General features: G+C 71.3%; 21 protein-coding genes and 1 pseudogene. 11 read left to right on the top strand and 11 right to left on the bottom strand.

Going from position 1 to position 20,597, the window contains the following annotated elements:
• Position 1: 1 nt before the first annotated feature.
• The 4 genes from flgL (at position 2) to QQK26_RS05430 (ending at position 2,500) form a co-directional block, all read left to right on the top strand.
• Complete coding sequence (gene flgL, locus QQK26_RS05415) at positions 2 to 898, top strand: flagellar hook-associated protein FlgL (RefSeq protein ID WP_284230805.1); 897 nt, start codon at positions 2 to 4, stop codon at positions 896 to 898.
• Complete coding sequence (locus QQK26_RS05420; RefSeq protein ID WP_284230807.1) at positions 895 to 1,281, top strand: flagellar assembly protein FliW; 387 nt, start codon at positions 895 to 897, stop codon at positions 1,279 to 1,281. The genes flgL and QQK26_RS05420 overlap by 4 nt, the downstream gene beginning before the upstream one ends.
• 46 nt (positions 1,282 to 1,327) lie before the next feature.
• Positions 1,328 to 1,960, top strand: a complete 633-nt coding sequence (locus tag QQK26_RS05425; RefSeq protein WP_284230809.1) for an MBL fold metallo-hydrolase — start codon at positions 1,328 to 1,330, stop codon at positions 1,958 to 1,960.
• Positions 1,961 to 2,032: 72 nt separating this feature from the next.
• Positions 2,033 to 2,500: a GNAT family N-acetyltransferase gene (locus tag QQK26_RS05430; protein WP_284230811.1), complete on the top strand. Its 468-nt coding sequence runs from the start codon at positions 2,033 to 2,035 to the stop codon at positions 2,498 to 2,500.
• Positions 2,501 to 2,534: 34 nt separating this feature from the next.
• Here QQK26_RS05430 and QQK26_RS05435 read toward each other — a convergent pair whose 3' ends face one another.
• Genes QQK26_RS05435 through QQK26_RS16185 form a run of 4 tightly spaced genes read right to left on the bottom strand, consistent with a single transcriptional unit; the run spans position 2,535 to position 5,264 of the window.
• A complete protein-coding gene (locus QQK26_RS05435) occupies positions 2,535 to 3,380 on the bottom strand; it encodes a sulfurtransferase (protein ID WP_284230813.1) in 846 nt (281 codons plus the stop codon).
• 14 nt (positions 3,381 to 3,394) lie between these two features.
• Positions 3,395 to 4,303: an ABC transporter permease gene (locus tag QQK26_RS05440; protein ID WP_284230815.1), complete on the bottom strand. Its 909-nt coding sequence runs from the start codon at positions 4,301 to 4,303 to the stop codon at positions 3,395 to 3,397.
• The gene (locus QQK26_RS05445; RefSeq protein ID WP_431308028.1) at positions 4,300 to 4,908 is read right to left on the bottom strand and encodes an ATP-binding cassette domain-containing protein; all 609 of its coding nucleotides are present in this window, start codon (positions 4,906 to 4,908) and stop codon (positions 4,300 to 4,302) included. The genes QQK26_RS05440 and QQK26_RS05445 overlap by 4 nt, the downstream gene beginning before the upstream one ends.
• The gene (locus QQK26_RS16185) at positions 4,887 to 5,264 is read right to left on the bottom strand and encodes an ATP-binding cassette domain-containing protein (RefSeq protein ID WP_431307982.1); all 378 of its coding nucleotides are present in this window, start codon (positions 5,262 to 5,264) and stop codon (positions 4,887 to 4,889) included. The genes QQK26_RS05445 and QQK26_RS16185 overlap by 22 nt, the downstream gene beginning before the upstream one ends.
• A 383-nt stretch (positions 5,265 to 5,647) precedes the next feature.
• On the opposite strand from QQK26_RS16185, the pseudogene QQK26_RS05450 reads away from it, so the two are divergent.
• Both QQK26_RS05450 and QQK26_RS05455 read left to right on the top strand, forming a co-directional pair.
• A pseudogene (locus tag QQK26_RS05450) lies at positions 5,648 to 6,147 on the top strand (molybdopterin-dependent oxidoreductase).
• Positions 6,144 to 6,860: a ferredoxin reductase gene (locus QQK26_RS05455; RefSeq protein ID WP_284230817.1), complete on the top strand. Its 717-nt coding sequence runs from the start codon at positions 6,144 to 6,146 to the stop codon at positions 6,858 to 6,860. The pseudogene QQK26_RS05450 and the gene QQK26_RS05455 overlap by 4 nt, the downstream one beginning before the upstream one ends.
• A gap of 247 nt (positions 6,861 to 7,107) precedes the next feature.
• On the opposite strand, the gene QQK26_RS05460 is transcribed toward QQK26_RS05455, so the two are convergent.
• On the bottom strand, positions 7,108 to 7,584 hold the full coding sequence (locus tag QQK26_RS05460) for an Lrp/AsnC family transcriptional regulator (protein WP_284230820.1): 477 nt from the start codon (positions 7,582 to 7,584) through the stop codon (positions 7,108 to 7,110).
• Positions 7,585 to 7,616: 32 nt separating this feature from the next.
• Here QQK26_RS05460 and QQK26_RS05465 point away from each other — a divergent pair, with 32 nt between their 5' ends.
• On the top strand, positions 7,617 to 8,312 hold the full coding sequence (locus tag QQK26_RS05465) for a YitT family protein (protein WP_284230822.1): 696 nt from the start codon (positions 7,617 to 7,619) through the stop codon (positions 8,310 to 8,312).
• Here the strand turns inward: QQK26_RS05465 and QQK26_RS05470 are convergent.
• The 6 genes from QQK26_RS05470 to QQK26_RS05495 are packed head-to-tail and all read right to left on the bottom strand — an operon-like array spanning position 8,294 to position 15,580.
• Complete coding sequence (locus QQK26_RS05470) at positions 8,294 to 10,954, bottom strand: exo-rhamnogalacturonan lyase family protein (protein WP_284230824.1); 2,661 nt, start codon at positions 10,952 to 10,954, stop codon at positions 8,294 to 8,296. The two genes, QQK26_RS05465 and QQK26_RS05470, sit on opposite strands and share 19 nt — an antisense overlap.
• Positions 10,951 to 11,592, bottom strand: coding sequence for a DUF1961 family protein (locus tag QQK26_RS05475; RefSeq protein ID WP_284230826.1), 642 nt, complete (start codon positions 11,590 to 11,592; stop codon positions 10,951 to 10,953). The genes QQK26_RS05470 and QQK26_RS05475 overlap by 4 nt, the downstream gene beginning before the upstream one ends.
• A complete protein-coding gene (locus QQK26_RS05480; protein ID WP_284230828.1) occupies positions 11,589 to 12,470 on the bottom strand; it encodes a carbohydrate ABC transporter permease in 882 nt (293 codons plus the stop codon). The genes QQK26_RS05475 and QQK26_RS05480 overlap by 4 nt, the downstream gene beginning before the upstream one ends.
• On the bottom strand, positions 12,470 to 13,435 hold the full coding sequence (locus QQK26_RS05485; RefSeq protein ID WP_284230831.1) for an ABC transporter permease: 966 nt from the start codon (positions 13,433 to 13,435) through the stop codon (positions 12,470 to 12,472). The genes QQK26_RS05480 and QQK26_RS05485 overlap by 1 nt, the downstream gene beginning before the upstream one ends.
• Positions 13,425 to 14,954: an extracellular solute-binding protein gene (locus QQK26_RS05490; RefSeq protein ID WP_284230832.1), complete on the bottom strand. Its 1,530-nt coding sequence runs from the start codon at positions 14,952 to 14,954 to the stop codon at positions 13,425 to 13,427. Before QQK26_RS05490 ends, QQK26_RS05485 begins: the two co-directional genes overlap by 11 nt.
• On the bottom strand, positions 14,951 to 15,580 hold the full coding sequence (locus QQK26_RS05495) for a DUF624 domain-containing protein (RefSeq protein WP_284230834.1): 630 nt from the start codon (positions 15,578 to 15,580) through the stop codon (positions 14,951 to 14,953). Before QQK26_RS05495 ends, QQK26_RS05490 begins: the two co-directional genes overlap by 4 nt.
• A gap of 214 nt (positions 15,581 to 15,794) precedes the next feature.
• On the opposite strand from QQK26_RS05495, the gene QQK26_RS05500 reads away from it, so the two are divergent.
• From QQK26_RS05500 to QQK26_RS05515, 4 genes are all read left to right on the top strand, one after another.
• Positions 15,795 to 16,811 (top strand): LacI family DNA-binding transcriptional regulator, encoded by a 1,017-nt coding sequence (locus QQK26_RS05500; RefSeq protein ID WP_284230836.1) that lies wholly within the window; start codon positions 15,795 to 15,797, stop codon positions 16,809 to 16,811.
• Between the two features lie 490 nt (positions 16,812 to 17,301).
• Entirely contained in the window at positions 17,302 to 18,606 is a 1,305-nt protein-coding gene (locus QQK26_RS05505; RefSeq protein ID WP_284230843.1) for an ABC transporter substrate-binding protein, read from the top strand.
• 74 nt (positions 18,607 to 18,680) lie between these two features.
• Entirely contained in the window at positions 18,681 to 19,685 is a 1,005-nt protein-coding gene (locus QQK26_RS05510; protein ID WP_284230845.1) for a carbohydrate ABC transporter permease, read from the top strand.
• A complete protein-coding gene (locus tag QQK26_RS05515; RefSeq protein ID WP_284230847.1) occupies positions 19,682 to 20,596 on the top strand; it encodes a carbohydrate ABC transporter permease in 915 nt (304 codons plus the stop codon). The genes QQK26_RS05510 and QQK26_RS05515 overlap by 4 nt, the downstream gene beginning before the upstream one ends.
• Position 20,597 lies beyond the last annotated feature (1 nt).

The raw sequence follows: 20,597 nt of genomic DNA on the forward strand, positions 1-20,597 counted from the left end.
CATGGACCGCGTGACGAATCAGACCATGGCCGCGACCGCGCAGCGCAACCTGCAGGCGAGCCTGCAGCAGATGGCGCGGCTGCAGGAGCAGGGCTCCTCGCAGAAGCGCATCCTCACGCCGAGCGACGACCCGCGCGGCACCGCCGACGTGATCGCCGTCCGCTCCCAGCAGCGCGCCGCCGAGCAGCACGGGCGCAACATCGACAACGGCACCGGCTGGCTCACCACCGTCGACAGCGCACTCGGCAACGCCACGGACATCCTGCAGAGCGCGCTGCAGCGCACCCTGCAGGGCGCGAACGACGGAGCGCTCGGTCAGGAGGCGAAGAACGCGCTCGCCATCGAGATCGACGGCCTGCGCGACGCGCTGCTCAAGGAGGCGAACGCCACGTACCTGGGCCGCAGCGTCTTCGCCGGCAGCTCGGATGCGGGACGCGCGTTCTCGGACGCGGGCGCGGAGCCCCCGTACGCGTGGACCGGCACGCCCGGCCGCACCGTGGACCGGAAGGTCGCCGAGGGCGTCACCGTGCGCGTCGACGCCGACGGCGCCGCCGCCTTCGGGGAGGGCGAGGCCTCGGTCTTCGCGCTGCTCGACGGCATCGCCGCGGACCTGCGCGCCGGCACCCCGGTCTCGGGCCGCATCGACGCGGTGCGCGACGCCCTCGACGGCGTCATCGCCGCCCACGCCACGGTCGGCGCGCAGCACGGCCAGCTGCAGCGGGCCGAGTCCGTGCTGAAGACCACCGAGGTGGATCTCGAAGCCCAACGATCGAAAGCGGAGGACATCGACTTGGCCAAGGTCATCCTCGACCTCAACGTGCAGAGCACCGTCTACCAGGCGGCGCTCAACGTCACGGCTCGCGTCCTGCAGCCCAGTCTGATGGACTTCCTGCGATGAGCGCCCCGATCACCTTCGTCACGCCTCCGCTCGGTCTCGGCGACGCGCGCGAGTTCACGCTGCGCGGCATCGACGGCGCCGACGGCCTCTTCGCCCTCGAGGCCGCCGACGGCGCCCGCCTGTTCGTGCTCGATGCGGCGCGCTACGTGCCGGAGTACTCCCCCGAGATCAACGACGCGCAGGCCGGCCTCATCGGCCTCGAGCGTGCCGAGGACGGGCTCGCCCTCGTCGTCGCCAACCCCGCGGAGGGCGGCACGACGGTGAATCTGCTCGCCCCGATCGTGCTCAACCTCACGAACGGCCTCGCGGCGCAGGTGATCCTCGACGACCAGGATCAGCCGCTGCAGCACCGGCTCACGACGACGCAGCGCGCGGCGAGCTGAGGCCATCCCGAGCGGATGCACGGAGCAGCCGCCTAGGCTCGGCACCATGCGAGTCACCAAGCGCGAGCACGCCTGCCAGATCCTCGAGAAGGACGGCCGCCGCCTGGTCATCGACCCGGGGACCTTCACGGCGCCGTTCCACGTCGAGGACGTCGCGGCCGTGGTGATCACCCACGAGCATCCGGACCACTGGACGCCGGAGCACCTGGAGCGCATTTTCGCGGCGAACCCCGAGGCGCGCCTCTACGGCCCCGCCGGGGTGGTCGCCGCCGCCGAGGGCTTCGATGTGGGCGAGATCGAGGCGGGCGACGAGCTGCAGAGTGGCCCGTTCGCGCTCGAGTTCTTCGGCGCCGAGCACGCGGTGATCCACGAGTCGATCCCCGTGATCGACAACGTGGGCGTGCTCGTCGACGACGCCTACTTCTACGGCGGCGACGCGCTGCTGCCGCCCGGGCGCCACGTGCGCACCCTCGCGGCGCCGGCGGGCGCCCCGTGGCTCAAGATCGGCGACGCCATCGACTACGTGCTCGCGGTGCGACCCGCCCTGGTGATCCCCGTGCACGAGGCCGTGCTCAGCGACGCCGGCCACGGCTTCGCGGACCAGCGCCTCGCCTGGGCGGCGGAGCAGGGCGGCGGGCGCTACACCCGGCTGGCCGCCGGGGACTCGCTGGAGGTCTGAGCCGCGCACGCGGGCGCGGGTTCGGAGCGGCCGCCCAGCAGCTCGGGGCCGCGCCTGGGGCAGACTCGCCGCATGACGGTGACCCTGCGCCCCATGCCTGCCGAGCGGATCCCGGCGTGGCTGCGAGCCTCGCAGACCGCCTACGCCAGCGATCGCGAGCGAGCCGGAGAACCCGCGCAGCTCGCCCGGCGCACCGCGGAGCGCTCGATGGCCGCGTACTTCCCCGACGGCGAGCCCCTCGCCGGCCACCTGCTCTTCGAGGCGCTCGCCGAGGACGAGCCGGTGGGCGTGCTGTGGCTCGGCCCGCACCCGCAGCGCCCCGATGGGCTGTCCTGGTGGGTCTACGACATCGAGATCGCGCCGCAGCACCGGCGCCGCGGCCACGGCGCGGCGACCATGCGCGCCGCCGAGGCCGAGGTGCGCCTGCGTGGCGGCCGCGAGCTGGCGCTCAACGTGTTCGGCTTCAACACGGGCGCGATCGCGCTCTACGAGGAGCTCGGCTTCGCGGTGACCAGCCAGCACATGGCGAAGACGATCTGATCGAGCGAATGCGGGCGGTCGCCTCCGCCCCTCCTCACGCCCCCGTCGCCACCGGCAGCTCGGGGTGGTTCGCCCACTGGCTCCAGGACCCGGGGAACAGCAGCGGCTCGTAGCCGGCGAGCGTGAGCGCCACGGCCTGGTGCGCGGCGGTGACGCCCGAGCCGCAGTAGACGCCGACCGCGTCGGCGGCGCCGAGGGCGGCGAAGCGCGCGCGCAGCGCCTCGGGCGCGAGGAAGCGCCCGTCCGGGCCGACGTTGCCGGTGGTGGGCGCCGACACCGCGCCGGGGATGTGGCCGGCGCGGGGATCGACGGGCTCGACCTCCCCGCGGTAGCGCTCCCCCGCCCGCGCATCGAGCACGAGGCCCTCCCGCGCCAGCACCGCGACGTCCTCGAGGCGCAGGGTCGGCAGGCCGCCCCAGGCGAGCGTCGCGGAGCCGGGGGCGGCGGGTGCGGGCTCGCCCTGCTCGAGCGGGTGGCCCGCCTCCGTCCAGGCGCGCAGCGCGCCGTCGAGCAGGCGCACGTCGGCGAGGCCGGCGGCGCGTAGCAGCCACCAGGCGCGGGCGCTCGAGAGGTTCTGCAGGTCGTCGTAGACCACGACCGTGTCGCCGTCGTCGACGCCCCAGGCCCGGACGCTCTCCTGCAGCGCCTCGAGCGTCGGCAGGGGGTGGCGGCCGTCGGTCGGCGCACCGTGCGCGGCGAGCTCGGACTCGAGGTCGACGTAGCGAGCGCCCGGCACGTGGCCCGCGAGATGCTCAGGCCGCCCGTCGGGGCGGTCGAGCCGCCAGCGCACGTCGAGCACCCTGACGGGACCGCCGTCCGGGTAGCGGCCGGTCTCGATCGCGGCGGCGAGCTCGGCAGGGGTCGTGAGGATGCGGCTCATCCCGGCAGTCTGCCTCAGCGCGCGTCGCGGTAGCGCCACATGGTGAGCGGCCCGAACACGAGCACCAGGCCGGCGGACCAGAGCAGCACGACGAGGAACGACGAGCCGAGCTCCTGACCGCCCATGAGCTCGCGCGCCGAGGTCACGACGTGCGAGAGCGGGTTGACCCCGACGAACGCCTCGAGCCAGTCGGGCAGCGTGGTCGGCGAGACGAAGATGTTGCTCGCGAAGGTCAGCGGCATGAGCACCATCATCGAGGTACCCATGACCGCGCCGGACGAGCGCATGAGCAGGGCGATGAAGGTCCAGATCCAGCCGATCGAGAACGAGAAGAGCAGGACCACGAGGATGCCGAGGATCACGCCGACCGGTCCGCCCTGCGGCCGCCAGCCGAGCAGCAGGCCGACACCGACCATGATCGTGGAGGCGATGAGGAAGCGCACGGTGTCGCCGAGCAGCATGCCGACGAGCGCGCTGGGACGCCAGATCGGCAGCGAGCGGAAGCGGTCGAAGACGCCCTTCTCGATGTCGTTGCGGATGGTCGTGCCGGTGTACATGGTGATCATGACGACCGACTGCACGATGACGCCCGGCATGAAGAACTGGATGTAGTCCTCGACGCTGCCGGCGAGCGCGCCGCCGAAGATGAAGGTGAACAGCAGCGTCATGATGATCGGGAACAGCGTGACGTCGAACAGCTGCTCCGGCACGTGCCGGATCTTGAGCAGCGCCCGGTGCCCGAAGGTGAGCGAGGTCGAGAGCGCGCTCGGCGCCGGCGGGCGCTCGCCGCTCACGAGCACGGCGAGCAGAGCCTGCTGCGCCGGGGTTCCGGTGTTCGCGCCGGTCGGCGCGGTCTCCGTGCGCGTGCCCCGCCGGCCGTCCCGCTGCACAGCCGTCCCGTCCGCGCCCATCCGCTCGCTCATGCCGCCGCCTCCTCGTCCTCGTCCTCGGCGGTGTGCCCGGTGATCGACAGGAACACCTCGTCGAGCGTGGGCTGCCCCAGCGAGAACTGCGCCAGGGTGATGCCGTCGTTCTCGAGCGCCGTCAGCGCCCGGGTCACCCCGGCGCTGCCCGCCACGTTGGCGGTGAGCGCGCTCGGATCGATCTCCTCGCGCACCTCGACGCCGAGCTCGCGGGCGAGCACCGCGCGGGCGGCGGGCCGGTCGGCGCGGTCCATCACGCGCACGACGAGCGTGCCGCTGCCGACCGAGGCCTTGAGCTCGGCGGAGGTTCCCTCCGTGATGACCCTGCCGCGGTCGATGACCGTGATGCGGTCGGCGAGCTGGTCCGCCTCCTCCAGGTACTGCGTCGTCAGCAGCACGGTGGTGCCGCCGGCGACCATCGCGCGCACGATGTCCCACACCTCGTTGCGGCTGCGCGGATCGAGGCCCGTGGTCGGCTCGTCGAGGAACAGCAGCTCGGGCGTCACGACGATCGATGCGGCGATGTCGAGGCGGCGGCGCATGCCGCCGGAGTACTTCTTCACCTGGCGGTCGCCCGCATCCGTCAGCGAGAACGCATCGAGCAGCTCCTCGGCGCGGTCGCGCGCCCCCTGCCCGAGTAGCCGAAGAGCCTGCCGATCAGGCGCAGGTTGTCGCGCCCGGTGAGGTCCTCGTCGAGCGAGGCGAACTGGCCGGTGAGGCTCACCCGGCGGCGCACCTCCTTCGAGTCGGCGATCACGTCGCGGCCGAGCACGACGGCGGTTCCCGCGTCGGGCCGGGTCAGGGTGGCGAGCATGCGCATGACGGTCGTCTTGCCGGCGCCGTTGGGCCCGAGCACCGCGTGCACGCCGCCGCGGGCGATGGCGAGGTCGACGCCGTCGACGGCGACCGTGCCGCCGAACGTCTTGACGAGACCGGCGGTCTCGATGGCGAGGTCGTTCACGATGCCTCCGTGGTTCCAGGTGGTGCGGTGCCGGAGCGGATGGACGTGCCGAGCGGATGCACGACTGCGCCGCATCCGATGTGGACACCGTACACATATCACGGACCGCCGACAAGAGCGGCGAGGACCGCATCCGCCACCCGGCTCCCCCGCCCCGCCGTGGCGGACGGCGGCGACCGCATCCGCTCCCCGGATTTCCCGCCGTGCCGCCGCGGGCGGAGAATGGTGCGGATGCGCCGCGCACCGCGGCCGGACGAGGAGGCCGTGTGACCGTCAGCGAACCGCGCACCGGCATGATCATCAGCCGCGGCTTCGGCGACCGCCGGCGCACCCCCGACCCGTCGCTGCCGCCGGGCCAGCGCACGACCGACGACTTCCCGGTCATGTCGGCGGGCCCGACCCCGGTGGTTGCCCCCGCGGACTGGCGCTTCGCGATCGCCACCGAGCGCGGCACCGCCGAGTGGGGCTGGGACGACCTCATGGCCCAGCCCATCGACGACATCACCACCGACATCCACTGCGTCACGCGCTGGTCGAAGCTCGGCACCCGCTGGCGCGGCGTGAGCGTCGACCACGTGCTCGCCGCGGCCGGCGGCACCGAGCAGGTCTCGGCCATGATCGACTGCCACGGCGACTACACGACGAACGTGCCCATCGCCGACCTCACGGACGGCAAGGCGTGGCTGGCGTTCGAGTTCGAGGAGAGCCGCTCGAGCCCGAGCACGGCTTCCCCGTGCGGCTGATCGTGCCGCACCTCTACTTCTGGAAGAGCGCCAAGTGGGTGCGCGGGCTGCGCACGCAGGCCACCGACGAGCCCGGGTTCTGGGAGGTCAACGGCTACCACCAGTACGGCGACCCGTGGCGGGAGCAGCGGTACTGGTGAGCGGCGACTGGCTGCCCGCGACCGTCATCGACGCCGACTGGCCGATCCCAACCGGGCGCTCGCTGTGGGTGCGCGTCGACGGCTGGCCGGGCAACCTCGCCGGCCAGCACGTGGATGTGCGGCTCACAGCCGAGGACGGATACCGCGCCGAGCGCTCGTACTCGATCTCGACGCACGGGCCGAGCCCGGTGCTCGAGTTCGCGGTCGACGAGCTGCCCGACGGCGAGGTGTCGCCGTACCTCGTGCACGACATCGAGGTCGGCGACCGCTTCGAGGTGCGCGGCCCGGTCGGGCGCTACTTCGTCTGGGAGCCGCAGCAGACCGGCCCCGTGCAGCTCATCGCCGGCGGCTCGGGCATCGTGCCGCTCATGGCGATGGCCCGAGCCCGCCGCGACTCAGGCAGCGACGCACCGTTCCGGCTGCTCTACTCGGTGCGCGGCGAGCCGTACGCGTACTTCGCCGAGGAGCTCGAGCAGCTGCGCGACGAGCGCTTCGCCATCGACTGGGTGTACACGAAGCGGGCGCCCGAGGGATGGCACCGACCGCCCGGCCGCATCGACCGCGAGCTGCTCGCCGAGCTGGTGATCCCCGCCGAGGAGCGCCCGGCCGTCTACCTCTGCGGCCCGACGCCCTTCGTCGAGGTCGCGGCGAACCTGCTCGTCGATCTCGGGCACGACCCGTCCCGCATCCGCACGGAGCGTTTCGGCGGCTGACCTCGCCGTGCGCCGCGCCCGGACGACCCCCGGGGCCGAACACGAACACGAACACGAACACCAAAGCGAAAATGAAGGAGTTTGTCGCGACACGCCGCGATCTCTCGCGCCTGACATCGGCGCGTCGCGACGAAGTCCTTCGTTTTGGTGCGGCCGGTGCGGCCGGTGCGGCCGGGACCGCTGGCGCGGCTGGTACGGATGGTGCGGCAGGTGCGGCCGGGACGGATGAGCGGGGGCGGCCGGTGCCTCAGGCCTGCTCCTCGAACACCGAGCGGATGAGCGGGGCCACGCGGCTCGGCACCGGCGAGCGCAGCGCGATCGAGGTGCTGCTGCGCGTGACCCCCTCGATCGCGACGATGCGCTCGGTCAGCTCGTAGAGGTGCCCGGTGTCGCGCGCCACCACCTTGAGCAGCAGATCGAGGTCACCGGTCGTGGCGTGCAGCTCGAGCACCTGCGGGATCTGCTCCAGCTCGCGCATGGCCGCGTCGCTGCCGCGCTGCGCGATGGCGAGCGAGACGAACGCGACCAGCCCGTGTCCGAGCGCCGCCGGATCGACACGATGGCTGAAGGAGCGCAGCGCGCCGCCGGCGAGCAGCCGCCGCAGGCGCGCGTGCGCGGTGTTGCGGGCGATGCCGAGCCGGCGCGCGAGGCCGAGGGTCGTCGCATCCGGATCGTCGTCGAGGGCGAGGAGGATGCGCGCATCGAGGGCGTCGAGACCGGTCATATCGTCACTCTACGGTTCGCTGGAGAGCGGATGTGCGCAGCGCACCTCCGCTCGCTTGCGCAACATATGCGGCGGCCCGAGGATCGTGCGGTGCGACTGGCGACCAAGGACCCCGAGACCCTGGCGGCTCGCGCCCGCTTCCACTCCCCGTCGAGGACGTCATCGGCATTCTCAGCGGCACGCTGCTCGCGGCGTTCGGGGCGCACCTGCTGCACGCGGCGCAGCTGGTCACCGGCGGTGTCGCCGGCCTGGCGCTGCTCGTCGACTACGCCGGAGGCCCCGTCTTCCCGGTCGCCTTCGCCCTCGTCAACCTTCCCTTCTTCGTGCTGGCGTGGCTGCGCCGCGGTGCCGCGTTCACCCTGCGCTCGCTCCTCGGCGTCGGCCTCGTCTCCGCCTTCGCGGCGCTCATCGGCCCGCTGCTGGGCCCCGTGCATCCGCATCCGGCCCTGGCGCTCGTGCTCGGCAACCTGCTCGCCGCCGTCGGGATCCTCATGCTCTTCCGCCACGGCGCTTCGCTGGGCGGCTCGGGCATCCTCGCTCTCGTCGTCCAGGACCGCTGGGGCGTGCCGGCCGGCTGGACCATGTTGGCCTTCGACACCGCCGTCGTGCTCGCCTCGCTCAGCGTGAGCGGATGGTGGACGGTGCTGCTCTCCGCCGTCGGCGCGGCCCTGCTCGGGGTCGTCATCGCGCTGAACCACCGGCCGGGGCGCTACGCCGTCGGCAGCTGACCCGCGGCGGGCGGCAGCCGATCGCCGATGAGCGCGAGGTTCTGGATCGCGGCCAGCGAGTACTGCGCGGCGTCGTTGGTCGAGACGCTCGCGATCTCGTCGACCGGATGCAGGACGTCCGGCGGCAGCACCCGCCGTCGCTGCAGCGCGCTGCGATGCAGCAGCCATTCGCCGCCGCCCTCGAAGGCCTCCCAGGCGCGTGCGGCGGCGGCGTCGTCGTCGGAGCGCGCCGCCACGTAGGCGGTCAGCCTGCTGTGCGCCTGCTCGAGGTGGATGCCCCGCAACGGCGCTCCGAGCTCCGCCGCCTGTTCCTCGGGCGTGGCGGTGTAGAGCCTGCAGTAGCGCTCCCAGGCCCGGGCGAAGTCCGGCACGTCGAGCAGGTCGATCAGCTCGCTGCAGATCTCGACGAGGCCGAAGACGGCGCTCAGATGCGACACGGCGATGTCGTCGCGACGCCGATCGAAGCGGCCGCGTTCGAGATCGTACGAGCCGACCCCGGTGAGGAAGCCCTGCGGCATGGCCGCGATGTCCGCCATCGTGCCCAGCAGCCGGTCCCGTGATCGCTCGTCGCCGCTGCGCTCCCACGCGGTCAGCCAGGTGGCCGCGAGCGCGCCCCAATCGGTGCCGAGGGAGACGGACAGCGCAGCCGCGTCGGGACGGTACCGTCCCGCGTCGTCGCGCACCTTCCGCAGCGGGTCGAGCTGCAGGAAGGTCCGATCGCTGTCCACCAGTTCGTCGAGGAGGTCGCCGACGCGCTCGTCCGCGGTGAGGTAGTGGAAGATGCGCCGGTAGATCGGGCTACTGATGCGCAGCTGCTTGGCGCTGCATCCCCAGTGCTGCACACCGTGGCGGGTCCCGAGCCCGGCCCAGCGCCCCAGGTGGTAGACGTCGACCTCCCCGGTGTGGCGCGTCATGGCCTCGGCGAGGCGGAACACGTCGGCCCGCCCCGAGCGCAGGTAGGAGTACCACAGCCAGAGATCGGTCGACAGCTCGCTGTTGTCCCAGGCGTACCCGCCCACGTCGTAGCGCCACGCGTGACGATCGAGGTCGTAGGAGTGCATCACGTCGCCGTAGTCCCAGAAGCCGTACCACCGTCGCTGCTCCACCTGACCGAGGTAGAAGTCCAGCAGCGCGTCGAGGCTGTCCTCGATCTCCGCCCGCGCCGGCTCCAAGCGGTCCACCGGCGCCCAGTCGCCGAAGACGCCCGCCGCGTGCAGGTGCTGCGGCGTCGGCTGGAGCAGCGGAGGCGCATGCAGGTCCCGCACGTCGAGCGCGAGCCGCTGCAGTCCCGGTGTCGCGGCGTGCGCGACGAGCACGAGCTCGTGGGTGCGAGCGATGCCGTGCGCATCGCCGAAGCCCGGCTCGTAGTCCTCGTAGGTGATCTCGAGCCCCTCGAGCTGCTCGGCGTGATCGGTCTGCCCGAGCCCGTCGTGATAGAAGCGCAGATCCATCGGCGGCGCCTGCGGGGCGTGCAGCCACGCGGTCACCGTGGCGCTCGCCGTCGCCATGCCCCGCACATCGAGCTGCGCCGGGTACGACTGCCAGAAGCCGCGCACGCCCAGGCCGATGCCGCCCTCGGGGTCGCTGAGCGACACGAGGCCCTCCGAGCGGCGTCCGGCCCCGGCCCGCACCCATGCGTGCCCTTCGCCGGTGCGCTTGGTGATGACGTAGCCGTCGGGGCTGAGCTGCGCGAGGGTCGCATCCGACCATGCGGGGACGAGGTGCAGCCGTTCGGCGACGCGCGCGTCCCACTCCTCGACGGGCGCGGTGGCCTCGCCGGCGACCTGCGCCCGGCGCACACCGGCGCCCGGGTCGCGGCGCAGGCCGGTCACACCGCGCACCGCCTCGGCGAGGAATCCGCCGTCGTCGCCGGCGAACCGCAGATGCCGGTCGTGCAGTCCGGCTCGGAGCGGCACGCCCACGGTGACGCCGAGGCCGGTGAGGAAGTCCGCCTGCGGGTCGCCGTCCCACACGAAGGAGTGCACGATGCGGATGCGGTCGGAGCCGGCGGCCAGGACCACGCGCACCGTGAAGGGGAGCCAGGTCCGCACGCCGTCGTCGGCCCGATGGACGCCGTCGAGCCGCACGACGCAGCGGATCGGGCCGCGCTGCTCGACGGTGACGCGGTCCAGGCGCGAGGAGTAGGGGTGCCGCTGCCCTCCGCCCAACTCCGGCAGCTCGTGCTGCACGCTGCTCACCAGACGCAGGTGCTCGGCGACCGTCGTGCTCCCGCGCTGCACCCTGCGCAGCAGGGCGCCGTCCGATTCCCCGGGCGCGGCGATCTCGATGCGGATCACGCCGTTGCGCACCACGACGCCCGCGGGCGTCTCGTCGACGGCGACCGGCTGGGCCGCCTCCGCCTCGTCCCGGCAGTCCGCGAGCACGACCGAGCAGGCTGCCGGCGGCCGGCCGGCCCCGATCGCGGCGCCGGCCCACTTGAGCGAGCCGTCCGGCCACGTGGCCAGCGGCCAGAACTGCGCGGGCACGGCGGCCCCGGACGGGTCCGTCAGCCGCAGCCCGGCGGCATCGGCGACCGTTCCGCGCGGCAGCGGCAGCCCCCAGGTGGCGCCCGCGGGCAGCCACGCCGGCGGCTCGCCGTCGAGCCAGCGCAGGGGCGCATCGAGTTCGGCGTTCTCGTTCACAGGGTCCTGACCTCCAGGTCTCGGTAGTGGGCGACGAGCGGGGCCATCTGACGGAAGCCGATGCGCCCTGAGCCGATGAGGGGGCCGTCGACCTCGTCGTCCCGCCAGTCGAACAGGGGCAGCCCATCGATCGCGAGGCGCACCCTCGCCCCGTCCTTGAGCACCTCGACCCGGTAGAAGCGCCCGTCGGCATCGAGCGCCGGCGGAACGGGGTCGGCGCCGCTGGCCACCAGCTGGAACCCGGGCGACTTGCGCAGATTGCAGGTGTGGAACGAGCGCTCGTCCGGCCATCGCCGTCGGAAGTAGGACGCGTGCAGCGTGCGCAGCTCGCCGGAGTGGTACTGCGGGTACCCGCCGTCCCGAGGGCTCAGCGAGGGGTCGAAGATGCTGCCGCCGAGCAGCGAGGTCGCCCCGAAGAACAGCATCGCGAGGCCCGGCTCGGCTCGGGGCGAGAAGTCCCAGGAGATGGCGATCCGATCGCCGAACTCCTCGGGGCACCACAGCGTCCAGTGCGCCTCCGGGCCGCCTGCTGAGGCCAGCCGCAGGCCGTCCTGCGCTCGCCGCGCATCCACCGGACCTTCCGCGATCCAGCCGACCAGATCGTCCGGACCGCGCAGCGCGTTGCTGTAGACGCTCATCCCTTCACCGAGCCGATCAGCATGCCCTTGGCGAAGTGCTTCTGCAGGAAGGGGTAGAAGAGCAGGATCGGCACGGTCGCGACGACGATCACCGCGAACTTCACCCCCTGCGCCGGTGGCAGCGAGCTCGGATCGGACTCGAGCATCGACAGGTCGGTGGCGGCGGTCACCTGCCGCAGGAACATCTGCAGCGTCCACATCGAGTTGTCGTTGAGATAGAGCAGCGGGGACATGAAGTCGTTCCAGATGCCCACGGCGTAGAACAGCGCGAAGGTCGCCAGCACCGGCTTGGACAGCGGCAGGATCACGTTCCACAGCGTCTGCAGCTCGTTCGCGCCGTCGATCTTGGCCGACTCCTCCAGCTCGGCGGGCAGCTGCTGGAAGAAGTTCTTGATGATGATGAGGCTGAACGGGTTGATCGCCATCGGCAGGATCAGCGCCCAGTAGGTGTCGAGCAGCCCGAGATCCTTCACCACCAGGAAGGTCGGGATCATGCCGCCGGAGAAGACCATCGTGATCACGACCAGCGACACCAGGGTCTTCCGCCCCGGCAGGCCGACCTTGGAGAGCGGATACGCCATCGAGGCGGTGAGGAGCAGCTGCACGACCGTGCCGACGGCCGTGACCGCGATCGTGGTCAGCAGCGCCCGCAGGAAGGTCGGGCTCGTGAGGATGGACGCGTAGGCCTCGAGGCTGACCGTGTTCGGCCACAGGAAGAAGGACCTCGAGGCCAGCTCGGCCTCGGTGGCGAAGGACCCGGCTGTGACGAAGACGAAGGGCAGCAGCGCCACGACCCCGAGGGCGCTCAGCAGGACGATGTTCAGCACGTCGAAGACCCGGCCGGCCGGGGTGTTGAAGCGGTACGGCTCTCGCGCCATCAGAAGATCCCTGTCTGCTTGAAGCGGCGGGCCACCCAGTTGGCGCCGAAGATCAGCACCACGCCGACGACGGCCTTGAAGAGCCCGACGGCGGTCGAGTAGCTGTAGCTGCCCTGCGTGATGCCCATGAAGTACACGTAGGTGTCGAACACGTCGGCCACCTGCCGGTTGAGCGCGTTGGTCATCAGGTAGATCTGCTCGAACCCGGTGTTGAGCACCTGGCCCATCTGCAGCACGAGCATGACCACGACGGTGGGCATGATCGACGGCAGGGTGATGTGCCAGACCCGCTGGAACCGCCCCGCACCGTCGAGGATGGCGGCCTCGTACTGCTCCTGATCGACGCTGGCCAGGGCGGCGAGGAAGATGATCGTGCCCCACCCGGTGTTCTTCCAGATGTCCTGCAGCACGATGATCGGCCGGAACCAGGCGGGATCGCTGAGGAAGTCGATGTCGGTGCCGAGCAGCCCGTTGAGCGCTTGGAAGAGCGGACCGATCTCGAGCGCGAAGAGCAGGTAGGTCAGCGACGCCACCACGGTCCACGACAGGAAGTGCGGGATGTAGATGAGCGTCTGCACGGTCCGCTTGAGCAGGTTCAGCCGCAGCTCGTTGAGCAGCAGCGCCACGAGGACGGTGAGCGGGAAGGCGATCAGCAGGCTCAGCAGCGCGAGGATGAGGGTGTTGCCCAGCAGCCGGGGGAAGTCCGGGCTCGCGAAGAAGGCCTCGAAGTGCGCCGTGCCGACCCAGGGACTCCCGGTCACGCCGAGGAACGGCAGGTAGTCCTTGAAGGCGATCACGGCGCCGTACATCGGCCCGTAGCGGAACAGGGCGAAGTAGACGACGCCGGGCAGCAGCAGCAGGTAGAGCCAGCGCCACCGCGCGACATGCGCCACCGCACCGCCGCGGCGCCGACGGGGCGGGGCGGTGCGGCGACCCGCGACCGCCCCCGCCGTGTCAGTCGACATCGTCGGCGAGCGCGTTGATCTCGTCGATGACGCGATCGCCGCCGCTGCTGCGCCAACGCTCGATCGCGGCCAGCAGGCCGTCGCGGTCGATCTGGCCCGCAATGTACTGGATGCGCGCGTCGGCGATGATCGTGTCGAGCTGCGCCCCTTGCGCGGCGTAGGTCGCCGAGACGAACCCGGCCGCGGGGTCGTAGACGGCCGCCTCGAGATCGGAGGCCTCGATGCTGCGGCGCTTGTCGTAGAGCTCCTGCTCGGCCTCGCTCTGCGGCTTCGGGAGGAATCCGGGCCGTCCCGTGACGTTCGTGCCGAGCTGGGCGTAGCTGCCCACGGCGTCGAGCAGGTCCTGCGGCGCATCCTCGATCGGCACGGCGAAGTCGCCGTCGAGCTCGTACGTGACGCCCTCGAGGCCGCTGCTCACGATGGGCCAGGCTTCGTCGGAGTTCAGCGCATCGAGCACCTCGAGCACCCGGTGCAGGGCCTCCTCCGTCGGCACCGAGGCCTTCGGGATGGCGAGGAACCCGCTGTAGCCGGCCGTCGGGTGCGCGAGCAGCTCGCCGCCGGGACCGGTCAGGTTGCCGGTGACGTCGACGTAGCGGCCGAAGTGCTCGGGGTCGGCCTGCTTGAACAGCGCCGCGATCGAACCGGCCCGCGAGTGGACGTCGATGATGATGCCGCCGTCGCCGTTGAGGAACGGCTGGTTCCAGTCCGCAGAGTCGAGGGTCGCGTAGTCGGCGTTGACCAGGCCCTCGTCGACGAGCCGCTTGGCGTAGTCGACGCCGTCGAGCCACTGCTCGGTGGTGAAGCTCGGGACGAGCTCGCCGCCGCGCTCCGTCCAGCGGTTCCCCGCTCCGTGCCAGGTCTCGATGACGTCGTAGGGGCTGTTGCTGCCGATGCCCCCGGGCCACTTCGGGATGATGAGGCCGTAGGTGTCGTCGACGCCGTTGCCGTCCGGATCGCGCTCGGAGAAGGCCTTGGCGATCTCGTAGAGGTCGTCGGTGGTCTGCGGCAGCGGCAGGCCGAGCGCCTCGAGCCAGTCCTTCCGGATGATGACGGCCGCGCGCATGACATCGCGTGCGCGGAAGACCCCGTAGACCTCCCCGTTGATGCTGGCCGCCTCCTGCACCTCGGGCATGGTGGTCGTCAGGTTCGGGTAGTCCGCGAGGTGCTCGGTGAGGTTCCAGAAGGCTCCCGCCTCCGCGTTCTTGACGAAGCCGGGATCCTTGCCCTGCACGATCATCACCTGGGGGACGTCGTCCCCGGCGAGGGTGATGTTGGTCTTGTCGGCGTAGGAGGAGTTCGGCACCCAGGTGATGTCGAGCTCCACGCCGGCGATCTCCTCGAGCGCGGTGTGGATCGCGTTGTCGCCGGAGGGGGACGTGGTCGACAGGTAGGGCACCATCATCGAGAGGCGGCCGTCATCGGCGACGGGTGCGCCCGAGGAGCAGCCCGCGAGGGCGAGCATCGCGGCAGTCGTGGCGGACACGACGGCGATGCGCAGGGGTCGGCGGGTATCGGTCATGGATGAACTCCTTCGTTCTGCTGTGCGATCGCCGCTTCGTTGACGGCGAAGAAGCCGAGGCTGATGACCGTGGATGCGGTCAGCCATGCCCCGACGGAGAGGAAGACGGCCAGGGAGGGCAGCGCCAGGGTCGCCGCGGTCAGTACGGCGCCCACCGCGAGCAGCAGCAGCGCGTGCGGCAGGTTGCGCAGCAACCAGCGGGAGGCGGCCGGAACGTAGGAGCGCCCCCGGAGCTCGTAGTTGGCGACCATGGCGCTCGAGACCGCGGCGACGACCGCCGCGTAGGCACCGCCGACCAGCAGGGCCGCCGCCCAGGGGCCGCCGGTGCGCCCCAGCTGCGCGGTGCCCTGGGCGATCAGCAGCGCGGCGATCAGGACGGGCACGCCGACGGCGATCTGCGCGCCGAGGAACTCGCGTCGCCACGCCGTCGCGAAGGCCGCCACGACCGCGAAGCGCTCCCCGCGGAGACGCCGCCGGGTGAGCACCGAGACGGCGACCGTCGCGGGGGCGAGCCCGAGCACGACGCCCCCGGCGATCGTGCCTCCGAGCCAGAGGGCGTTCATCGCCGCGGCCCACAGCACCCAGTCGCAGGCCTCGTGCGCGCGCAGGGCCCAGTTCTTCGTCACAGCGACACCTCCTCGTGTCGACGTCCGCATCGTCTTGGAATGCGCTTTCCGTGAGTGTTCTCCGCGCCGCCGTCGTTGTCAATGGAAATTCGGCAAAACCGCGAGTTTTTTTGCCGGCGTCGGCATGCCTGGACCGGTCCGCGCCGCGACCGCGCGCCGGGCGGCGACCACCCCGCTCACCCGCGAACCCGGCGGGCAGGCCAGGATTGGCGACATGAAGCGCATCGGCATCCGCGACGTGGCGCGCCATGCGAGCGTCTCCATCAGCACGGTCTCGAATGCGCTGAACCGCCCGCACCTCGTCACGCCGGCACTGGCCGCCCGGGTGCGGCGCGTGGCCGACGAGCTCGGCTACGTTCCGCTGCAGGCGGCGCAGCAGCTGCGCGCCGGCCGCAGCGGCCTGCTCGGCATGACGGTCATCAACATCGCCAACCCGTTCTTCGGCGCGATGGTGGCCGGGGCCGAGGAGGCGGCGACCGCGGCGAACCTCCGCGTGCTCGTGGGCAACAGCGACGACGACCACGAGAAGGAGCGCGCGCACCTCGAGCTCTTCGAGCGGGTGCAGGTGGAGGGCGTCCTCATCTCGCCCTACGGCGCGACCCCGGAGGAGATCGACCGCCTCCGCCGCAGGGGCATCCCCGCGGTCCTCGTCGACGCGGTCGACGGACGCGGCGAACTGCCCTCCGTCTCCTTCGACGACGTCGCCGGCGGCCGCCTGGCCGTCCAGCACCTCATCGCGCTCGGCCGGCGGAGACTGGCCTTCATCGGCGGCCAGGACTCGGTGGCGCAGGTGGCGCAGCGGCTGGTCGGCGCCCGGGCGGCGGCGGCGGAGCATCCGGACGTGCAGCTCGACGTCGCCTGGACCCACCGGGTCACGAGCGGCATCGGCCGCGAGCTCGGCCTGCGCATCGCCTCGATGCCGACGGACGAGCGACCCGACGGCATCGTCACGACGAACGACCACCTCGCCTGCGGCATCGTCTACGGCCTGATCGCCGGCGGCACCCGCGTGCCCGAGCAGGTCGCGGTCGTCGGCTACGACGACATCGAGTTCGCCGCCGTCGCGGCCGTGCCGCTCACCTCCGTGCGCCAGCCCGCTCGCGAGATGGGTCGTCGGGCCGCGCAGCTGCTGCTGCCGGCGGTGACGGATGGCCGCACGCTCGATCCCGCCGACAGCATCGTCTTCGCGCCGGAGCTCATCGTGCGCGAGTCGACCGGCGGCCGCTCCTAGCGACCCATGTGCCGCTCGGGCCCGAGCCGCCCGCAGCGCCTGCGCCGCAGCACAGCGCACGGTGTTGCAGCACCCGAGCGACAACGGAGCATCGGGACCGGTACGCATCCGTCGTCCGCATACGTCATCGCCCGCAGGCGGCCGGCGCACGCGGCACCGAGCCCGAGCCGCCCGCAGCGCAGCGCAGCGCAGCGCACGGTGTTGCAGCACCCGAGCGACAACGGAGCATCGGGACCGGTACGCATCCGTCGTCCGGGTACGGCATCGCACGCAGGCGGCCGGCGCACGCGGCGAGGTGGCGCTCGGTCGACCTCGCGCCGCTCACGCAGGGGAATCACTGGCCGGAAAGCCCTTCCCGAGCCACGGCAAGTTTTCCTTGCGAAACGTTTTTCCGCCGGGTACGGTTCTCGGCAAGCGCTTTCTCACAGCGGGATCGCCGGCCGTCTCCGAGGCCGACGGTCGAGGACGACGACGTTCTGGAAGGACAACGATGTTCAACACCAAGAGGACCGCCGCGCTCATCGCAGCGGCGACCGGCACGGCACTCGTGCTCGCGGGATGCTCCGGCGGCTCCAGCGGCGGCGGGGGCGAGTTCGACCCCGACGAGGAGACCACCCTCAACTTCGCGTTCTGGGGCAACGACGTGCGCGCCGGTCTGTACGACCAGGCCATCGACCTCTTCAACGAGGAGTACCCGAACGTCTCGGTGCAGACCTCCTTCCTGCCCTACCCCGACTACTGGGAGCGCCGCCAGACCGAGGCCGCCGGCGGCGGTCTGCCCGACGTGCTCGCCACGGACATCAGCTACCTGCGCCAGTACTCCGAGAACGGGTTGCTGCTCGACCTCGAGCCCTACCTCGGCGAGCAGATCGACACCGGGCCCTTCGACGAGGCGGTCCTCGGCTCCGGCGAGGTCGCCGACATCACCGCGGGCATCCCGATCTCCACCAACGCGTGGGGCCTGTTCACCAACCCGACCCTGCTCGCCGAGATCGGCGTCGAGGACTTCGCCGGCGGCGACTGGGACGACTACACCGCCTGGATCGAGGACACCACGGCTGCCGCCGAAGCCGCGGGCGTGGAGGCCTGGGGCGCCGGTGACTGGACCGGCCGCATCCAGGTCTTCGAGCTCCAGCAGCGCGCCCAGGGCGAGGAGCTCTTCACCGAGGACGGCGAGCCGAACTTCGACGAGGACGACCTGCGCGACTTCTGGAACCAGACCACCGAGCAGCGCGAGGCCGGCGCCTTCATCCCGCAGCAGCGTGTCGAGGAGCAGCTGCCGCTGGGCGCCTTCGACACCGCCCTCACCGCGAGCGAGATGACCTGGGACAACTTCGGCGCGGGCTACCTGGCCAACCTCGGTGAGGGCTACCCCGAGCTCAACCTCATCGAGCCGCCCGTGACGGAGGAGGGCGCGAAGGACCTCTACCAGAAGGCGGGCATGCTGCTCTCGGCGTCGGCGGGCACCGACCACGGCGAGGCTGCGGCGATCTTCATCGACTTCATGGTCAACGACCCCGAGGTGGGCGCGATCTTCGGCACCAACCGCGGCCTCCCGGCCAGCGAGACCGCGCGCAGCAGCTCGGACCTGAGCGGTCTCGACGCGCAGATCGAGGAGTACGAGGCCTCGATCGCCGATCGTCTCGGCGACGCCCCGCCCGTGCCGATCGTCGGCTTCGGCAACATCGAGGAGGAGTTCCGCGTGCTCGGCACCGAGCTCATGTTCGGCACGGTGACCGTCGACGAGGCCGTCGACCGCTTCTTCACCGAGATGGACGTCGCGCTCAACTCCTGACCGGAATCACCGCGGGGGCGACGCGACGTCGCCCCCGCGGCACCCCTTCCCAGACTGCGATGGAGGAGTCACCGATGACCGCCACCACCCCGCGCCCGACGAATGCCTCGGGCCCCGCACGCCGAGCGGCGGCGAACGCATCCGCTCCCCGCAAGGGCGGCAAGCCGCCCGTGCGGCCGGGACTCAAGCTGCGTGAGCGCCGCGAGGGGCTCGCCGGCTACGCGTTCCTCACGCCCTGGCTCATCGGCTTCGTCGGGCTTACCGTGGGGCCGATGGCCTACTCGCTGTACTTCTCCTTCACGCGGTACAACCTCTTCTCCGACCCGCAGTGGATCGGCCTCGACAACTACATCCGGCTCTTCACCGACGACCCGCAGTTCATCCAGTCCGCGCAGATCACGCTGGTCTACGTGCTCGTCGGCACGCCGATCAAGCTGGCGGCCGCCCTCGGCATCGCCCTGCTGCTCAACTACCGCGACAAGGGCTCGGGCTTCTTCCGCTCCGCCTTCTACGCGCCGTCGCTCATCGGCGCCTCCGTCTCAGTCGCTATCGTCTGGCGCGCGATGTTCTCCTCGAACGGACCGGTCGACAGCGGGCTCAGCATCTTCGGCATCGAGCTCGGCGGCTGGGTGGGCAACGTCTCCCTCGTCGTGCCGATGATGATCATCCTCGCCGTCTGGCAGTTCGGCGGCACCATGGTCATCTTCCTCGCCGGCCTCAAGCAGGTGCCCAAGGAGCTCTACGAGGCCGCCGAGATGGACGGCGCGGGCGCGATGCGCCGCTTCAAGGCCGTGACCATCCCGATGCTCTCGCCGGTCATCTTCTTCAACCTGCTGCTCGAGCTCATCGGCGCCTTCCAGGTCTTCGCCTCGGCGTACATCATCTCGAGCGGCACCGGCGGCCCGGCGGGCATGACCAACTTCATCACCGTCTACCTCTATAAGCGGGCGTTCCAGGACGGCCAGATGGGCTACGCGGCGGCCATCGCCTGGGTGCTGCTCGTCGTCGTCGCCGTCATCGCCTTCATCCTCTTCCGCACCCAGAAGTCGTGGGTGCACTACGCCGGAGACAACCGATGACCGCCATCCGCCCCGAGGCCACGTTCGACGAGGCCGTCCGCACCGCGAAGGGCGCACCCACGCGCCGCAAGGTCAGCCGCAAGAGCTGGCAGACCGTCATCTGGTTCGTCGCCCTCGGCGCGCTGACCGTGCTGGTGCTCTACCCGCTCGTCTGGCTCGTGTTCTCCACGTTCAAGCCCAACGCGGAGTTCGGCCAGAACCCCGGGCTGATCCCCGAGTCGCCCACCATCGACAACTACCTGCGGGTGTTCGAGGGCATCGCCGGCGTGCCACTGTGGCGCTTCTTCGCCAACAGCCTCTTCATCGCCAGCATGGCCGTCATCGGCACCGTGCTCTCCTCGGCGCTCGCGGCCTACGGCTTCGCCCGCATCAAGTTCAAGGGCGTGGGCGTGCTCTTCGCCGCCATGATCGGCACGCTGCTGCTGCCGTTCCACGTCGTCATCATCCCGCAGTACGTGCTCTTCAACCGGCTCGACCTGATCGACACGTACATCCCGCTGATCCTGCCGAAGTTCCTCGCGACCGAGGCGTTCTTCGTGTTCCTGATCGTGCAGTTCATCCGCTCGATCCCGCGCGACATGGACGAGGCGGCGCGCATCGACGGCGCCGGGCACTTCCGCATCTTCTGGTCGATCATCGTGCCGCTCATCAAGCCGGCGCTGATCACCTGCTCGATCTTCGCCTTCATCTGGGCGTGGAACGACTTCCTCGGACCGCTGCTGTACGTCACCAGCCCCGAGCAGTACCCGCTGCCGATCGCGCTGCGGCTCTACAACGACCAGACCTCGGCGAGCGACTACGGGGCCTCGGTCACGGCCTCGCTGCTGGCGCTGGTGCCGATCATGGCCTTCTTCGCGGTGTTCCAGCGCTTCCTCATCGGCGGCGTGGCCACCCAGGGGCTCAAGGGCTGAT

Source organism: Arenivirga flava (assembly GCF_030161575.1).
Classification (GTDB): Bacteria; Actinomycetota; Actinomycetes; order Actinomycetales; family Microbacteriaceae; genus Arenivirga; species Arenivirga flava.

Excerpts from the sequence above, each read along its gene's own strand:
- QQK26_RS05485 (WP_284230831.1), bottom strand. The coding sequence starts at position 13,435 with ATGTCGACTGACACGGCGGGGGCGGTCGCGGGTCGCCGCACCGCCCCG.
- QQK26_RS05435 (WP_284230813.1), bottom strand. The coding sequence starts at position 3,380 with ATGAGCCGCATCCTCACGACCCCTGCCGAGCTCGCCGCCGCGATCGAG.
- QQK26_RS05480 (WP_284230828.1), bottom strand. The coding sequence starts at position 12,470 with ATGGCGCGAGAGCCGTACCGCTTCAACACCCCGGCCGGCCGGGTCTTC.
- QQK26_RS05500 (WP_284230836.1), top strand. The coding sequence starts at position 15,795 with ATGAAGCGCATCGGCATCCGCGACGTGGCGCGCCATGCGAGCGTCTCC.
- QQK26_RS05460 (WP_284230820.1), bottom strand. The coding sequence starts at position 7,584 with ATGACCGGTCTCGACGCCCTCGATGCGCGCATCCTCCTCGCCCTCGAC.
- QQK26_RS05490 (WP_284230832.1), bottom strand. The coding sequence starts at position 14,954 with ATGACCGATACCCGCCGACCCCTGCGCATCGCCGTCGTGTCCGCCACG.
- QQK26_RS05475 (WP_284230826.1), bottom strand. The coding sequence starts at position 11,592 with ATGAGCGTCTACAGCAACGCGCTGCGCGGTCCGGACGATCTGGTCGGC.
- QQK26_RS05515 (WP_284230847.1), top strand. The coding sequence starts at position 19,682 with ATGACCGCCATCCGCCCCGAGGCCACGTTCGACGAGGCCGTCCGCACC.
- QQK26_RS05440 (WP_284230815.1), bottom strand. The coding sequence starts at position 4,303 with ATGAGCGAGCGGATGGGCGCGGACGGGACGGCTGTGCAGCGGGACGGC.
- QQK26_RS05430 (WP_284230811.1), top strand. The coding sequence starts at position 2,033 with ATGACGGTGACCCTGCGCCCCATGCCTGCCGAGCGGATCCCGGCGTGG.
- QQK26_RS05425 (WP_284230809.1), top strand. The coding sequence starts at position 1,328 with ATGCGAGTCACCAAGCGCGAGCACGCCTGCCAGATCCTCGAGAAGGAC.
- flgL (WP_284230805.1), top strand. The coding sequence starts at position 2 with ATGGACCGCGTGACGAATCAGACCATGGCCGCGACCGCGCAGCGCAAC.
- QQK26_RS05420 (WP_284230807.1), top strand. The coding sequence starts at position 895 with ATGAGCGCCCCGATCACCTTCGTCACGCCTCCGCTCGGTCTCGGCGAC.
- QQK26_RS05505 (WP_284230843.1), top strand. The coding sequence starts at position 17,302 with ATGTTCAACACCAAGAGGACCGCCGCGCTCATCGCAGCGGCGACCGGC.
- QQK26_RS05510 (WP_284230845.1), top strand. The coding sequence starts at position 18,681 with ATGACCGCCACCACCCCGCGCCCGACGAATGCCTCGGGCCCCGCACGC.